The organism is Streptomyces pluripotens (assembly GCF_000802245.2).
GTDB classification, from domain to species: Bacteria; Actinomycetota; Actinomycetes; order Streptomycetales; family Streptomycetaceae; genus Streptomyces; species Streptomyces pluripotens.
Genome location: NZ_CP021080.1, coordinates 6440614 through 6456164, shown reverse-complemented (window position 1 = coordinate 6456164; position 15551 = coordinate 6440614). Strand labels below are relative to the sequence as shown.

16 protein-coding genes are annotated in these 15551 nt (G+C 70.7%); 8 read left to right on the top strand and 8 right to left on the bottom strand.

The window, feature by feature from the left end; translation table 11 throughout:
* Positions 1–2: 2 nt before the first annotated feature.
* From LK06_RS28620 to LK06_RS28610, 3 genes are all read right to left on the bottom strand, one after another.
* The gene (locus LK06_RS28620; protein ID WP_039655430.1) at positions 3–1217 is read right to left on the bottom strand and encodes an acetyl-CoA C-acetyltransferase; all 1215 of its coding nucleotides are present in this window, start codon (positions 1215–1217) and stop codon (positions 3–5) included.
* 43 nt (positions 1218–1260) lie between these two features.
* Entirely contained in the window at positions 1261–2421 is a 1161-nt protein-coding gene (locus LK06_RS28615; RefSeq protein ID WP_039655429.1) for a CaiB/BaiF CoA transferase family protein, read from the bottom strand.
* A gap of 199 nt (positions 2422–2620) precedes the next feature.
* Entirely contained in the window at positions 2621–3007 is a 387-nt protein-coding gene (locus LK06_RS28610) for an MmcQ/YjbR family DNA-binding protein (protein ID WP_039655467.1), read from the bottom strand.
* 95 nt (positions 3008–3102) lie between these two features.
* Here LK06_RS28610 and LK06_RS28605 point away from each other — a divergent pair, with 95 nt between their 5' ends.
* Both LK06_RS28605 and LK06_RS28600 read left to right on the top strand, forming a co-directional pair.
* Positions 3103–4281 (top strand): saccharopine dehydrogenase family protein, encoded by a 1179-nt coding sequence (locus LK06_RS28605; protein WP_043432486.1) that lies wholly within the window; start codon positions 3103–3105, stop codon positions 4279–4281.
* A gap of 173 nt (positions 4282–4454) precedes the next feature.
* Positions 4455–4643: a hypothetical protein gene (locus LK06_RS28600; protein ID WP_039655427.1), complete on the top strand. Its 189-nt coding sequence runs from the start codon at positions 4455–4457 to the stop codon at positions 4641–4643.
* Here the strand turns inward: LK06_RS28600 and LK06_RS28595 are convergent.
* Positions 4607–5350, bottom strand: coding sequence for an endonuclease V (locus tag LK06_RS28595; protein WP_043432490.1), 744 nt, complete (start codon positions 5348–5350; stop codon positions 4607–4609). The two genes, LK06_RS28600 and LK06_RS28595, sit on opposite strands and share 37 nt — an antisense overlap.
* A gap of 60 nt (positions 5351–5410) precedes the next feature.
* Here LK06_RS28595 and LK06_RS28590 point away from each other — a divergent pair, with 60 nt between their 5' ends.
* From LK06_RS28590 to LK06_RS28570, 5 genes are all read left to right on the top strand, one after another.
* Positions 5411–5707 carry a YciI family protein gene (locus LK06_RS28590; RefSeq protein ID WP_039655426.1) on the top strand — a complete coding sequence of 99 codons (297 nt, stop codon included), beginning with the start codon at positions 5411–5413 and terminating at the stop codon, positions 5705–5707.
* A 288-nt stretch (positions 5708–5995) separates the two neighbouring features.
* On the top strand, positions 5996–6412 hold the full coding sequence (gene ssgD / locus LK06_RS28585; protein ID WP_039655425.1) for a spore wall synthesis regulator SsgD: 417 nt from the start codon (positions 5996–5998) through the stop codon (positions 6410–6412).
* Between the two features lie 362 nt (positions 6413–6774).
* Positions 6775–8412, top strand: coding sequence for an ABC-F family ATP-binding cassette domain-containing protein (locus tag LK06_RS28580; RefSeq protein WP_043432484.1), 1638 nt, complete (start codon positions 6775–6777; stop codon positions 8410–8412).
* A 272-nt stretch (positions 8413–8684) separates the two neighbouring features.
* A complete protein-coding gene (ddaH, locus tag LK06_RS28575; RefSeq protein ID WP_039655423.1) occupies positions 8685–9461 on the top strand; it encodes a dimethylargininase in 777 nt (258 codons plus the stop codon).
* 234 nt (positions 9462–9695) lie between these two features.
* Entirely contained in the window at positions 9696–10670 is a 975-nt protein-coding gene (locus LK06_RS28570) for an acyl-ACP desaturase (protein WP_039655422.1), read from the top strand.
* 22 nt (positions 10671–10692) lie between these two features.
* Here the strand turns inward: LK06_RS28570 and LK06_RS28565 are convergent, their stop codons facing one another.
* A complete protein-coding gene (locus LK06_RS28565) occupies positions 10693–10938 on the bottom strand; it encodes a WhiB family transcriptional regulator (protein ID WP_039655464.1) in 246 nt (81 codons plus the stop codon).
* A gap of 399 nt (positions 10939–11337) precedes the next feature.
* Between LK06_RS28565 and LK06_RS28560 the strand changes: the two genes are divergently transcribed.
* Entirely contained in the window at positions 11338–12129 is a 792-nt protein-coding gene (locus LK06_RS28560; RefSeq protein WP_039655421.1) for a VOC family protein, read from the top strand.
* A gap of 78 nt (positions 12130–12207) precedes the next feature.
* Here the strand turns inward: LK06_RS28560 and LK06_RS28555 are convergent, their stop codons facing one another.
* From LK06_RS28555 to ligD, 3 genes are all read right to left on the bottom strand, one after another.
* Positions 12208–13305, bottom strand: a complete 1098-nt coding sequence (locus LK06_RS28555) for a LacI family DNA-binding transcriptional regulator (RefSeq protein WP_043432482.1) — start codon at positions 13303–13305, stop codon at positions 12208–12210.
* A 185-nt stretch (positions 13306–13490) separates the two neighbouring features.
* Positions 13491–14429, bottom strand: coding sequence for an NAD(P)-binding domain-containing protein (locus tag LK06_RS28550; RefSeq protein ID WP_039655419.1), 939 nt, complete (start codon positions 14427–14429; stop codon positions 13491–13493).
* Between the two features lie 75 nt (positions 14430–14504).
* Positions 14505–15524 (bottom strand): non-homologous end-joining DNA ligase, encoded by a 1020-nt coding sequence (ligD, locus tag LK06_RS28545; protein WP_174673949.1) that lies wholly within the window; start codon positions 15522–15524, stop codon positions 14505–14507.
* Positions 15525–15551 lie beyond the last annotated feature (27 nt).

The window sequence follows — 15551 nt, the reverse complement described above, 5'->3', positions numbered from 1 at the left end:
GTTCAGATGCGCTCGACGATGGTGGCGATACCCATGCCGCCACCCACGCACAGCGTGGCGAGTCCGTAGCGCTTGTCCTGGCGCTCCAGTTCGTCGATGAGCGTGCCGAGGATCATCGCGCCGGTCGCCCCGAGCGGGTGGCCCAGGGCGATGGCACCGCCGTTGACGTTGACCTTGTCCAATGGCAGGCCCATGTCCTTGACGAACCGTAGGACCACTGCGGCGAACGCCTCGTTGATCTCGACCAGGTCGATGTCGTCGATGGTCAAGCCGGCCTTCGCCAGGGCCTTGCGGGTGGCGGGGGCGGGCCCAGTGAGCATGATGGTGGGCTCGGAGCCGGAGACGGCCGCGGAGACGATCCGCGCGCGGGGGGTGAGGCCGTAGCGCTCACCGACCGCCCGGGAGCCGATCGCGGCGAGCGAAGCGCCGTCGACGATGCCTGAGGAATTGCCCGCGTGATGGACGTGGTCGATCTTCTCCACCCAGTGGTACCGCTGCAGCGCGACCGCGTCGAAGCCGCCCAACTCGCCGATGTCCGCGAAGGACGGCTTCAGCTTGCCGAGGGAGTCGGCGGTGGTACCGGGGCGCGGATGCTCGTCGTGGTCGAGGACGACCAGGCCGCTGCGGTCCTTGACGGGAACGACCGAGCGGTCGAAGCGGCCCTCCTTCCAGGCGGTCGCGGCACGTTCCTGCGACAGGGCCGCGTACTCGTCCACGTCCCGGCGGGAAAAGCCCTCGATGGTGGCGATGAGGTCGGCGCCGATGCCCTGCGGAACGAAGCTGACGTCGAGGTTGGTCATGGGATCGTTGAACCAGGCACCGCCGTCGGAGGCCATCGGGACACGGGACATGGACTCGACGCCGCCGGCGAGGACCAAGTCCTCCCAGCCCGAGCGGACCTTGGCGGCGGCCAGGTTGACGGCTTCCAGACCAGACGCACAGAAGCGGTTCTCTTGTACGCCGGCGACCGTGTCCGGCAGCCCCGCGGCGACGGCGGCGATCCGTGCGATGTCCGAGCCCTGGTCGCCGACCGGACTGACGACCCCGAGCACGATGTCGTCGACGGCTGCTGGGTCGAGGTCGGGGAAACGGTCGCGGACCTCGTGGATGAGACCGACGACCAGGTCGATGGGCTTCGTGCCGTGCAGGGCGCCGTTCGCCTTGCCGCGGCCGCGCGGGGTGCGGATCGCGTCGTACACGTACGCTTCGGTGCTCACTGGTGTGCCTTTCGGGAAGGTGGGCCCAGGAGGGTGGGCCGGGTCAGTCGCGGTCGGCGACGGGGGCGGCGGGCGCGAGGTCTGGTATCCCCCAGTCCCGCGCCACCGCCCGGGTGTCCGCGCCGGGCCGGGCCGGGCCGGTACGGAGGGTGGTGGGGGTCACGGAGAAACGCGGGGCGGGAGCGGGCTGGGTGATGCCGTCGTGATCGGTGAAGGTTCCGCGGGCCGTCAGGTGCGGGTCGTGGGGCGCCTCGCTCAGGGACCGCACGGGCGCCACGCAGGCGTCGGACCCCTCGAAGACGGCCGCCCACTCGTCGCGGGTGCGGGAGCGGAAGCGGTCGGCGATCCGTTCGCGCAGTTCGCCCCACCGGGTCCGGTCCATCCAGGCCGCTGACAGGTCGTCCAGACCGAGCAGGCGCAGAAATTCCTCGTAGAACTGCACCTCCAGGGCGCCGACCGCCATGTACCTGCCGTCGGAGGTCTCGTAGGTGCCGTAGTAGGGACAGCCGCCGTCGAGGAGGTTGGCCGCGCGCCGGTCCTGCCAACTGCCGGCGGCGAGCATGCCGTGGATCATCGTCGACAGATGGGCGGTGCCGTCGACGATGGCGGCGTCGACGACCTGGCCGACGCCGGTCGCGCGCGCGTGGTGCAGTGCGGCGAGGACACCTACGACCAGGTACAGGGAGCCGCCCGCGTAGTCGCCGAGCAGGTTGGCGGGGACGGCCGGGGGCTCGTCCGGGCGGCCGATCATACCGAGGGTGCCGGTGAGCGCGATGTAGGCCACGTCATGGCCGGCCCGGTGGGCGAGGGGCCCGTCCTGGCCCCAGCCTGTCATGCGGCCGTAGACCAGGCGGGGGTTGCGGGTGTGACAGTCCCCGGGGCCGACGCCGAGGCGCTCGGCGACGCCCGGGCGGTAGCCCTCGATGAGGATGTCGGCCCGTTCGGCGAGATCGAGGACGCGTGCGGGGCCCTCCGGTGTCTTCAGGTCGAGCACGATCGAGCGCTTGTTGCGGTTGGTGACGTCGTGGGCGGGGTCGATCGCAAGTCCCGGACCACCCGGACGGTCCACCCGGACCACGTCGGCACCCAGATCGGCCAGCAGCATGGCGGCGAACGGGCCGGGGCCGATCCCCGCCAGCTCCACCACGCGCACGCCGGACAGCGGACCGGTGCCCGGTGTGGTGGGCGTCTGCGCCGTCGTCATGCGTCCAACCCCCAAATGCGTATGACACAACTGATGTAACACCAGTGATGCTAGGAACGTGTTCCACCGGACACAAGACCTCAACGAGCAAGCGCTTAGCCAAATGCCCGCCGTGAGGCACATCACCCGGGAGGTGAGGGGCGGTCGGATCCCGCCGGGCCGGGCACCGGCTCCGCCATGAACCGCGGACCGGGTCCTGCTACGAGCCGCGAACGTCGAGTTCCGCCACGAGGCGCTTGGGGGCGATCGACCGGTAGCTCTCCTCCACCCAGTCGCACAGCAGTTCCACCACGGGGGCGCCCACGCCCTCCAGCCGTATCCGCACCCAGCCGGCTCTGCCGAGGCCGTACCCGGCGGGCGCGACGCCAGGCGTGGCCAACGCATGCGCATGGGCGGACTGGTCCCTGAGTTTGACGGTGACGCCCGGCGGGTGACTACCGTCGCCCACCCCGAGGAAGGCGAACACCTTTCCGTTGACCTTGGCGACGGACTCGCCCCACGGGAACTCCTCGGCCGCGCCGGGCAGGGAGAGCGCGAACTCGCGCAGTTTCTCCCGCTTCCTCAGCGCGTTCCTCGCTACGGCCACCACTGCCTCCGGGCTACTCGTCGGACTGCGCACTCCTCACGCTAGCCTCGGCCACCGACAGCGGCGCGTGCTGCACGACCAAGGAGTGTGATGTCATGAACGGACCAAACAGGACGGACCGTGACTACGACCTCGTGCTGTTCGGAGCCACCGGCTTCGTCGGTGCGCTGACCGCGGAGTACCTCGCCGCACACGCGCCCGAGAATCTGCGCTGGGCAGTGGCCGGCCGCGACGAGGGGAAGCTGGCACGGCTGCGGGAACGGCTGCCCGGCGCGAGGGACGTCGACGTCCTGCGGGCCGACGCCGGCGACCCGGTCGCGCTGCGTGCTCTGGCCGGGCGGGCTCGCGTGGTGGCCTCGACCGTGGGGCCGTACGTACAGCACGGTGAGGATCTGGTCGCGGCCTGCGCGGACGCCGGTACCGACTACCTGGACATCACTGGTGAACCAGAGTTCGTGGACCTGATGTATGTCCGGTACGACGCACGCGCGCGGGAAACGGGCGCACGCCTGGTGCACGCCTGTGGCTTCGACTCCGTCCCCCACGATCTGGGGGTGTACTTCACCGTGCGACAGCTGCCGGAGGGCGTGCCGCTGACCGTGGACGGCTACGTGACCGCCGACGCCGCCTTCTCCGGCGGCACGCTCGCCTCGGCGCTGAACCAGGCCGCCCGGGGCCGGCGGATGCTGGCCGCGGCACGTGCGCGGTCACGGCACGAGCCGCGGCTGACGACCCGCCGGGTGGCCACGCCTGCGGGCCTGCCGAGGTTCTCCGGGGAGGCCGGCGCGTGGGCGCTGCCGTTGCCCACCATCGACCCGCAGATCGTGGGCCGTTCGGCAAGGGCGCTGGAGCGCTACGGACCCGACTTCCGCTACCGGCACTACGCCGCGGTGCGGCGTCTGCCGGTGGCACTCGGCGCAGTCGCCGCCGTGGGCACGGTGGCAGCAGCCGCCCAGCTCCCGCCGGCCCGCCGATGGCTGTCGGACCGGCTCAAGCCAGGGGACGGACCCAACGCGCAGAAGCGGGCGAAGAGCTGGTTCGCGGTGCGCTTCGCCGGCGAGGGAGGCGGACAGCGCGTGTACACGGAGGTCGCGGGCGGCGATCCCGGGTACGGCGAGACGGCGAAGATGCTCGCCGAGGCCGCCCTGTGCCTGGCCTTCGACGACCTCCCGCCGACGGCCGGGCAAGTCACCACGGCGCAGGCGATGGGCGACGCCCTGACCGAACGGCTGCGCGCCGCCGGGATTACCTTCCGGGTCACGGCACGGCGGTGACCGCCGTGTCCTGACCCGGCGCCCCGAGCCCTCTCCCCGAGGTGAGGCTTCCCGCCACAAGGACACCGCACGACCTGCTGCCATCGCCTCGCGGGTGTCAACCCGCAGGTGAATGAGACGATGGAGGCCAAGGCCGAAACGGCACAGGGGAAGCCCAAGGAGGCGGAACAGGCGTGAAGTTCGTGCTCGAAGTGACCGTGGACGAAAGCGCGTCGACGCAGGACCGGGCGGGCGAGCTCGGGCGCATCCTGCGGTACTGGGGCGGCAACGTCCGCCATTACGCCCTCGAACCCGGCGACGGTTCGGCCGTCTACGACTCGGCGTATCAGGAGGTCGGCGCCTGGCGGATCGTCCCGTCCTGACCTCGGCGACCCGACACGTCCTGTGCCGCCTCCCGCAGGGCCCGGCGGCACAGGGCGTCGGCCCTGCGCGTCGTCTCCGGCAGACGGTACCGCGGGGTCAGAGCGAGGGTGTGTGCCACGGCACCGTCCAAACTCATCCGGTGACCGACGGAGACGAAGACCGGTTTGACACCGTCCTGGGTGCGCAGCGCGCGCCCCACCTCCTCGGCGCCGGCGAGCAACGGTGCGCAGCTGCCCCGCACCGGGCCCGGTGCGGCGTAGGTGAACGTGAAGGGGTTCTTGGCGACGCCGATGGCCGGCAGGCCGGTGAGCACGCCCAGATGACTCGCGAGCCCGAAGCGGCGCGGGTGGGCAAGGCCATAGCCGTCGCACACCACCACCCCCGGCGGGCACGGCAGGGCGTCCAGCGCGGCCCTGACGGTGGGGATCTCACGGAAGGCGAGGAGCCCGGGCACGTACGGGAAAGAGACCCGGCCGACCGCCGTCGCCTCGGCCACGGGCTCCAGCGTGGCGGCGTCGAGGACCACGGCCGCCGCGGCGACGAGGTCCAGGTCGTCGTCGTAGGCGACGTCGACCCCCGTGACACGGCCCTCTCCCGGAGGCGGTCCGGGCTCGTCGAGCACCACCAGCCCGCGCAGCTCGTCCTGCACGGCACGAGCCTCTTCCTCGGTCGCGGGCCAGCCCGCGGGTACGCCTACGGTAGTCATGGTGGCCACGACTGTACGGCCAGAGCCCGGCTACCGGAGCCAGCGGGTACGCTCGCGATCATGTTCATCCTTGAGCTGGTCTACACCGCCCCCCTCGATGTCGTGGACGCCCTGTTGCCCGACCACGTGGCGTGGCTGGACGAGCAGTACGAGAAGGGCCTGATCCTGGCGTCCGGGCGCAAGAAGCCCCGCGACGGCGGGGTGATGGTGGCCGTCGCGGAGGACCGTACCCGGATCGAGGAGGCCATCGCGAGCGACCCGTTCGCCGCCGCCGGGGTGTGCACCTACCGGGTCACGGAATTCATCGCCACGAAGACGGCCCCGGAGCTGGCACGCCACCGGCAGACACTGGGCTGAACCCCGCGCGGCCGTCGTTCCGTGCGACTCCTTGCATCTGTGTCGCACATGCTTTCGCATCTCCTTTTGCGCCCCCTTTCACTCCTTCACTCTTCCTTGCCGCATGTTGACGGGAATTGTCGCGACTTGCTCGTTCCTGCCGTCCCTGTCGCCCTCCGTCGCACCCGAACGCGGTGACCGAGGTCACGCGAACCGGGTGTGCACGCCGTGGCCGATTCCGTCGTCTCTTCCGGTGCCGGGCGTCACACATCCAGCCGGGCGCAGTCCAGCCGTCAAGGGAGCAAGGCGTTGTCCACCGTCATCGAGCAGCCCGTAGAGGCCCGTCTCGTCGCCGCCGCACCGCGCATGCCGAGCATTCCCGCCACACTGCGCTACGACCGGCGCGACCCGTTCGCCGTGCGCATGGCCTTCCCGGCCCCGGCAACCCTGGAAGGTGTCGAGGCGTGCTGGACCTTCTCCCGGGAACTCCTCGCGGCCGGGCTGCTGGGCCCCGAGGGCCACGGAGACGTCCGGGTGCGGCCATACGGGTATGGCCGCACCGTGCTGGAGTTCCACGCCCCCGAAGGCACCGCGGTCGTGCACGTGCACTCGCAGACGGTACGACGCTTCCTGGCGGCGACTGACGAACTGGTGCCCGCCGGCCTCGAACACCTCCAGCTCGACCTCGACCACGACCTGGCCGAACTGATGCGGGACATCTGCTGAGCACCCGCGAACCGGCCCCGCCCGCTGCGCGCAAACGGCGTCGTCAGCGCGCCGCCGCCAGAACCGCGCCCGAGTGAGACAAGCGCACCGGGCCCATCATCAATTGCGTTGACGCCCGACACGCCCCCTTACTACCTTGCACATCGGTTCTGTTGCCGTCGATAGGAGAAGGACGTTGCTCGTCTGAGGTCCTGAGGCACCGTGTCGCACCAGTGAGGTGTGCGCGGCGTACGACCTCGGCGTCCGAGCCGTCCTCCGGCACAGGCCTTCCCGGCCTCCTCCGTGCCCAGGCCCCTTCGGTTTCCGCCTCGCGGTGTCTCAACACGCGCTCATCCCACCGCACCCATTCTCGCGAGGCCCTCATGTCACCTGCTCTCACCTGTGTCTCCCTGTCCTTCGCCTGGCCCGACGGCACCGCCGTCTTCGACGGCCTCGACGTCGCCTTCGGTCCCGGCAGGACCGGGCTCATCGGCGTCAACGGGTCGGGAAAGTCAACCTTGCTGAAGCTTCTATGCGGCGAGCTCATCCCGGCCGACGGCACGGTCAAGGCGATCGGTGAGATTGGCTACCTGCCGCAGAACGTCACCCTCGACACCGCTCTCCGCGTCGACCAAGTCCTCGGCATCACCGACCGGCGAGCCGCGCTGCACGCCATCGAGGCCGGTGACGCCGCCGAGGAACACTTCGAGACGGTCGGCGACGACTGGGACATCGAAGAACGCGCCCGGGTCGCCCTCGGCGAACTCGGGCTCGGCCACATCGACCTGGACCGGACCGTCGGCGAGGTGTCCGGCGGCGAATCGGTGCTGCTGCGCCTCGCCGCACTACTGCTGCGCCGCCCGGATGTCCTACTGCTGGACGAGCCCACCAACAACCTGGACCTGTACGCGCGTCGGCGGCTGTACCAAGCCGTCACGGCGTGGCCGGGCGTACTGGTCGTGGTCAGCCACGACCGGGAACTGCTCGACCTGGTCGACCAGATCGCGGAGCTGCGTTCCGGGGAGGTCTCCTGGTACGGCGGCAACTACTCGGCCTACGAAGAGGCCCTCGCCGTCGAGCAGGAGGCCGCCGAGCGCATGGTGCGCGTCGCCGAGGCCGATGTGCGCAAGCAGCGGCGCGAACTGGCCGATGCACGGGTCAAACTGGCCCGCCGCAAGCGGTACGGGCAGAGAATGTGGGACTCCAAGCGCGAACCGAAGATCGTGATGGGGGCACGGAAACGCGCCGCCCAGGAGTCCGCGGGCAAGCACCGCACCATGCACGAGGAACGGCTCGCCGGAGCCAGGGAGCGCCTGGAGCAGGCAGTGGACGCCGTACGCGTCGACGACGAGATCCGCGTCGACCTGCCGCACACGGCGGTACCACCGGGCAGGCAGGTGCTCACCGTGGAGCACCTGACGATGGCCCACGGCACACGCGTGCCGGGCACCCTCGATCTGCGCGGGCCGGAGCGGGTCGCACTGGTCGGCCGCAACGGCGCCGGGAAGACGACCCTGCTGCGGACCGTCGCAGGGGAACTGGAGCCGGTGGCCGGAGAGGTGAGGGCGCACGTGCCGCTGCGCTTCCTGCCGCAGCGGCTGGACATCCTGGACGACGAGCTGACCGTCGCCGAGAACGTCGCCCGGTTCGCACTGGGTGCCACCGCCAACCGGGTGCGGGCGCGGTTGGCCCGCTTCTTGTTCCGGGGGGCGCGAGCCGACCAGAGCGCGGCCACGCTGTCCGGCGGTGAGCGCTTCCGGGCGGCCCTGGCCGCGCTGATGCTCGCCGAACCGGCACCCCAACTACTGCTGCTCGACGAGCCGACCAACAACCTCGACATGGCCAGCGTCCGGCAGCTGGTCTCGGCCCTGGAGTCGTACGAGGGTGCGCTGCTCGTCGCCAGCCACGACCTGCCGTTCCTCACATCGATCGGCATCACCCGCTGGCTGCTGATGCAGGACGGAGAGCTGAGGGAAACCACCCCGGACGACGCCGGACTCCCTGACCGGTCCGATCTCTGACGACCCGAAGCCGGCGGCACAGGCGGTCACCGGCCCGGCCAGGCTGAGACCGTACGGACCCGACGGCAGCGCGGCCTTCGAGAACACCGCCGCACGACAGGTCCCGGCCCGGGGACAAGCCCCTACGGGACCGTCTCAGGAGGGGCACAGCCCGGCGCCGGGGGTTTTGCCGCGGGCGGAGATCCCTGCATGATGGCGGACCGGTGCCGCATCGGCGCCGGAGCCGCACCAGGCGGCCCGCTGCCCGACCCGACCCGTCCGAAAGGCCCCTCGTGCCCAGCAAGAAGGCCCTCGTCCGCCGCCCCAGCCCCCGCCTCGCCGAAGGCCTGGTGACGCACATCGAGCGGGAGCAGGCCGATGTCACACTCGCCGTCGAGCAGTGGGAGGCCTACGTCGAAACGCTGCGGGCGCACGGCTGGGAGACGATCGAGGTCGAACCGGCCGACGGCTGCCCGGACTCGGTGTTCGTCGAGGACACCGTCGTCCTGTACAAGAACGTGGCCCTGATCACCCGGCCCGGCGCCGAGTCCCGACGGGAGGAGACGGCGGGCACCGAGGAGGCGGTGGCGCGCCTCGGCTGCTCCGTGAACTGGATCTGGGATCCGGGCACCCTGGACGGCGGCGACGTCCTGAAAGTGGGTGACACGATCTACGTCGGCCGGGGCGGACGGACCAATGCAGCCGGTGTGCAGCAGCTGCGGGCGGCCTTCGAACCCCTGGGCGCGCGCGTGGTGGCCGTACCGGTGAGCAAGGTGCTGCATCTGAAGTCGGCAGTCACCGCACTGCCGGACGGCACGGTGATCGGGCACATCCCGCTGGTGGACCGGCCCTCGCTCTTCCCGGGCTTCCTCTCGGTGCCCGAGGAGTCCGGCTCGCACGTGGTGCTGCTCGGTGGCAGCAAACTGTTGATGGCGGCGAGTGCGCCGAAGACCGCGGAACTGCTGACCGACCTCGGCCACGAGGTGGTCACGGTGGACATCAGCGAGTTCGAGAAGCTGGAGGGCTGTGTGACCTGTCTCTCGGTTCGGCTGCGGGAGCTGTACGCCTGACCGGGTGATCACATCGCTCGGACAGCCTGGGGACCTGCGGGCCCCGGGGCTGTCCGACGCGCCCTTGCGGCCCCGCCGGACCACTGTGATCAGCACTCTTTACGACGCCCTTAACCTACGGCTACGTAACCTACGGATTCGTAGCTTACGATCACGTAGGTTCCGGCGCCGCTCGCCGGTGCCCTCCCTTTTTTTCCTTTGCCTCCCGCACCATCGGCGTCCCCTGGAGTTCTCGTGACGATCACCTCCTCTCACCTCGGCAGCCCGTCCGTCTGGACCGATGCGCGGCTGCTGTGCGCGCTGGAAGAGGCGGTCGAGAAGGAGCTGAACCGGCATCTGAAGGTCGCCAAGGACTGGATGCCGCACGAGTACGTACCCTTCAGCGACGGACGCAACTTCCCGGGCCTGTTCGAGGACGGGGAGGCGTGGGAAAAGGACCAGTCCAAGGTGACGGAGGTCGGCCGCATCGCCCTCGTGGTCAACCTGTTGACCGAGGACAACCTGCCGAGCTACCACCATGAGATCGCCACGCTCTTCGGCCGCGACGGAGCCTGGGGCACCTGGGTGCACCGCTGGACGGCCGAGGAGGGCCGCCACGGCATCGTGATGCGTGACTACCTACTGACCTCGCGCGCTGTGGACCCGGACAAGCTGGAACGTTTCCGTATGGCCCATATGAGCTCGGGCTTCGAGTCGGACAACCGGCACTCGATGCTGCACTCGATCGCCTACGTCGCCTTCCAGGAGTTGGCCACCCGCATCTCCCACCGCAACACCGGCCACCAGTCCGGCGACCCGGTGTGCGATCGCATGCTGGCCCGCATCGCCACCGACGAGAACCTCCACATGGTCTTCTACCGCAACCTGCTCAAGGCCGCCTTCGAGCTCGCCCCCGACCTCACCATGCAGGCGGTCCGGGACGTCGTGGTGAACTTCCGCATGCCCGGCCACGGTATCCCCGGCTTCGAGCGGGCCGCCGCACAGATGGCGATCGGCGAGGTCTACAACCTGCGCATCCACCTCGACGACGTGCTGCAGCCGGTGCTGCGCTTCCTGAAGATCATGGAGATCGACGGACTGGGCACCGAAGGCCGCAAGGCCCAGGAGGAACTGGGCCTGTTCCTGGGCGGACTGGACACAGAGGCATCGAAGTTCGACGAGAAGCTGGCTGCCCGCAAGGCCCGCATGGCGGCGCGCGCCTCCGGATGACCGCAACGGTGGCGCCGGGCTGTCAGCCAGAGACGCGCCTGAGAGCAAGGCGCTCCTTCTCGGACAGCCCGCCCCACACGCCGAAGCGCTCGTCGTTGGTCAGCGCGTAGTCCAGGCAGGCCCGACGCAACTCGCACAGGGCACAGATACGCTTCGCCTCACGCACCGAGCTCCCTGGCTCGGGGAAGAAGAAGTCCGGCCCCGTCTGCGCGCACAGCGCCTGGGCCGGCCGGGTTGCGTCGGCCGGGTTGATCGTTTCGAAGTGCATGGTCAGCATCGTGCCGGGCGATGAAAAACGTTCGATCAACGCCGGTTCAACGCCGGCTCAATGCCGCTGCCAGGGTCCCGGGCCACGCTCAGAGCTGCCGTCCGGTCCTGGGCCGGCCCGACGGTTCTTCCTGCGGCAGGCGGTTCCAGTGCAGTGAGCCTTTCGTCCGGCCGGCCACTGAGATGATCCTTCCTCGGCCCCGGCGTCGCACGGCGGCGCGCGGAGCCCGGCAGGGCCTGGGGCCCGGCAGGGCCTGGGGCCCGGCAGGGCCTGGGGCCCGGCAGGGCCTGGGGCCCGGGGTGCGGAGCAGGGCCGTCCAGCTACTCGGGCGGCGGTGGCCCGCGGGCGGTGCCAGACTCGGCAGTGCACAGGACGGCACTCCCCTCGAGGAGGGCGAAGATGCTCACCACCCATTTCGTCAACGGTGCCCCCAACTGGATCGACCTCAGCACCCCCGACATCGACGGAGCCGTCTCCTTCTACGGCGCCCTCTTCGGCTGGCGGTTCCAGTCGGCGGGGCCCGACGCCGGTGGCTACGGCTTCTTCCAGTTGGACGGCAGAACCGTCGCCGGCGGCATGCAGAGCGGCCCCGAGCAGGGGCAGCCGGCCTGGACGGTGTACTTCCAGAGCGAGGACGCACAGGCCACCGCCAAGGCGGCCGAAGGGGCCCACGGCAGCGTGCGGGTCCAGCCTGTGGATGTGATGGGCCAGGGACACGTGGCGGTCCTCACCGACCAAGCGGGTGCGCCGTTCGGCATCTGGCAGCCAGGGCGGACCAAGGGCGTGGACGTGGCGAACGAGCCCGGCGCGCTGTACTGGGTCGAGCTGTACACGCCGGACATCGCGGCGGCCGCCGCGTTCTACCACCAGGTGCTCGGCCTGGAAACCTCGGCCGCGCCCTTCCCCGGCGGGACGTACACCTGCGTCAACCCGGCAGGCAGAGGAGAGGACGCGATGTTCGGCGGGATCGTACCGTTGGCCGATGCTCCTGGCGAGGCAGAAGGCGGCCCGCACTGGCTTTCGTACTTCCAGATCGAGGACACCGACGGTGTGGTCGAGAAGGCCCAGCGGCTCGGTGGGACGGTACGCATGCCCCCGACGACCGTGGAGGGCGTCGGCCGCATGGCCCGGCTCGACGACCCGCACGGGGTGCGTTTCGCGGTCATCGAAAGCGCCCGACCGCAGAGCTGACCGGGCCCGCAGGCACGTGACCCCGTCGTCGTCCGTCTCCGAGTCCACGGCGGACCCGGCCACCGGCGGCTCCGGACATCAGGCGGATGCGCGGCGTACCAGCTTCGTCGGAAGGATCAGACCCGCGTCCGGGGCGGCCGGAGCGGTCGACCCAGCCGGCGCCTCTGGGGTGTCCTGCGCCCGACCGCCGGACAGGACCTGCAACAAAAGGCGGGCCATCAGCCGGCCCATCTCCTCGATGTCCTGACGGACCGTCGTCAGCGGCGGGTCGGTCTGCTCGGCGACGGACAGCATGTCGTCGAAGCCGATCAGGGCCACGTCCACGGGAACACGTCGGCCCCGCTCTCGCAGCACCCGCAAGGCACCGAGCGCAGTGAGGTCATTGGCGGCGAACACGGCGTCCAGGTCCGGGCAGCGGTCGAGGAGTTCGCGCATGGCGCGTTCGCCGCCGGCCGGAGTGAAGTCGCTCTCCGCGAGTAGCCGGGAATCGTATCCGCCCGGGACCTCACCCATGACGTCCCGGTAGCCGTCGAGCCTGTCCACCGCCGAGGTCTGGTCCAGGGCACCGGTGATGTGCGCGACGCGTCCGCGACCGAGACCCACGAGATGGCGTACGGCCGCACGGGCCCCGCCCCGGTTGTCGCAGTCGACGTACACCACTCCCGGGCCCTGTGCTCGAGTGCGCCCCGTGCCGGCGCCCCAGCCGGGCCGCCCGCCGAACACCGTGGGCACACTGGCGCCCTGGATGAGCCCGGGCAGCGGGTCGTCGAGATGCAGCGAGAAGACGAGCGCCCCGTCGACGTGGCCTCCGGCGAGGTAGCGGGCCACGCGCGCGTGGTCGTCACGGCCCTCGATGAGCAGCAGGACGAGCTGGTTGTCCTGTGCCGTCAGTTCCTTGCTGATACCGCGCAACTGGAGGGCGAAGAAGGGGTCGGCGAAGACCCGGGTCTCCGGTTCGGCGATGACCACCGCGACGGCTTGGTGCCGCTTGGTGACGAGGCTGCGGGCTGCCTGGTTGGGGACGTATCCCAGTTCGGCCACGGCCTGCCTGACCCGCTCGGCCAGGGGCTCGCGCACTCCGCCCGCGCCATTGACCACCCGTGACACGGTGGCCCGGGACACGCCGGCCCGCGCGGCCACCGCCTCCAGCGTGGGACGGGACACTGCCTCGGTCACTTCGGGACTCCTCATCGGCTGCTACGGGTCAGGATAGGGAGGCGACCCGGACGGCGACGCCTTCGAAGGACCGGCCCTCGTACTGGTCGAGCCCGAACGGACATCGGACTTGACCGTCTGGCTTTCCGCCCCCGTCCCCCCTCCCGACCTGGCTGCTTCCGCCAACGCCCCGGCCTGCGAGGAGCTCAACCCAACAGATCGATCACCGCCCCCACGCCCTGGCGTTCCGCCTCTTGCCAGGCGAACAGGCTGAGGGCGAGGTCCTGCCAAGGGAGTCCGACGGGGGCGTACACGGAACGCTGCCCGGCCGAGGACCGCCCGGGGTGCGTGCCGCGCAGCACCTCCGTCAGGGTGGCGTCCGCGGTCGTTCGGATGAGCCCTGGTGCCGACAGTACGCCGGTTCGGGCCGCCAACTCCCGGTCGTCGACGACGAGAAGCGCCGCATCCAACAGCTCGGGGCCGAGTTCCCGTTTGCCGGGCTCATCGGTGCCGAGGCTCGTGAAGTGCTGGCCGGCGCATGTGTCTGCCAGGGCCAGCAGCGGGGTGCGGGACCAGGTCGCGAGCAGAACGACATCGGCCGCCCTGGCCACCGCCCGGGCGGAGGCCAGCACCTTCCCCCCATGCCGGGCGGCGAACTCAGCGGCCCGCCCGGAGTCCGTGTCGTGCACGACGAGTTCCCGTGGTCGGCCGTCACCGTACAGGCCGCGCACCGCCAGCTCCGCCTGGGCACCAGCTCCGATCACCCCGAGGACCTCGTACGCCGGCGGGGCCAACAGTGCGGTCCCGAGAGCCGCGGCCAGGCCCGTCCGCCAGGCCGTGACGGTCGCCGAGTCCAGTAGGGCGAGAAGCTCCCCGTCCACACCGCTGTGCAGGCAGATCACCCCGCGCAGGGCAGGCCGGGCGGCGGGAAACTTGGTGTTCGCCTTCACTGTGTACGCTTCCGCGCTGGGCAACAGCCCGGGCAGGAGTGCGGTGGCCGTGCCGGGGAACGGCAGGTCGGTCCGCACCCGTTGGCCGGGGACGGGCACGAGGTCGGCCGTTCGGAATCCGTCACGCAGGGCGGCGAGACAGGCCTGCGGCTCCAGCACGGCGTGAAGGTCGCTTCGGGTCAGCACACGGGTCACCCCCACATGATCCCCCGGCGAACCGCCGGTCCCGTCCGCACCGGCGTCAGCGACGCGTGCTCGGCTCCACCCATGTCAGGGCGCCTGCTCACCCCGGGCCCTGCTGGGCTGGACACGTTTCGGTTCGCCGGGCATCTTCGGGTGTTCCGGCGGGTACGGCAGGTCGCCGAGGCCGTGGTCGTGCTCGTCCCGGCGGGCCAGCTCCAGCAGCGCGTCCAGGGAGTAGGCGTGGTCGTCCATGTCAGCGTGCACGTCGCCGCGTTCGGCGAAGCGGGCCGGCATGGTGGCCAGGTCGAAATCACGAGGGCGGGCGACGGTGACCTCCTCCCAGCGCAAGGGTGCCGATACGGGGGCGTGCGAGTGGGGGCGTACGGAGTAGGCGGAAGCGATGGTGCGGTCCCGGGCGGTCTGGTTGTAGTCGAGGAAGATGCGCTCCCCCCGTTCCTCCTTCCACCACTTGATGGTCACCCGATCCGGCATCCGCCGTTCCATCTCCCTGCCGACCGCGATCGCCGCACGACGCACCTGGGTGAAGGTCCAGCGCGGTTCGATGGGGACGAAAATGTGCAGACCCCGGCCACCGGAGGTCTTGGGCCAGCCACGCAGGCCACCGAACTCATCCAGCACGGCGCGGAGTTCACTGGCGGCACGGACGGCGTCGTCATAGTCGGTGCCTGGCTGCGGGTCGAGGTCGATGCGGAGTTCATCGGGGTGGTCGAGGTCCGCGGCGCGTACCGGCCAGGGATGGAAGGTGAGGGTGCCGTACTGGGCGGCCCACACCACCGCCGCCTCCTCGGTGGGGCACATTTCGTCGGCGCTGCGTCCACTGGGGAAGGTGATGCGGGCGGTCGGGATCCAGCCGGGCATGCTCTTGGGTGCCCGCTTCTGGTAGAACCACTCTCCGCCCACACCGTCCGGGTAGCGCTCCAGGGTAGTGGGGCGGTTGCGCAGGGCACGGAGGATGCCGGGGCCGACGACGGCGTAGTACCGGGCGAGGTCCAGCTTGGTGTAACCCCGCTCCGGGAAGAAGACCTTGTCCGGGCTGGACAACCGCACGCTCCGGCCGGCCACCTCCAGCTCCACCGCATCAGCCATGCGGCCACCGTAGGGGCACCCAGCGCT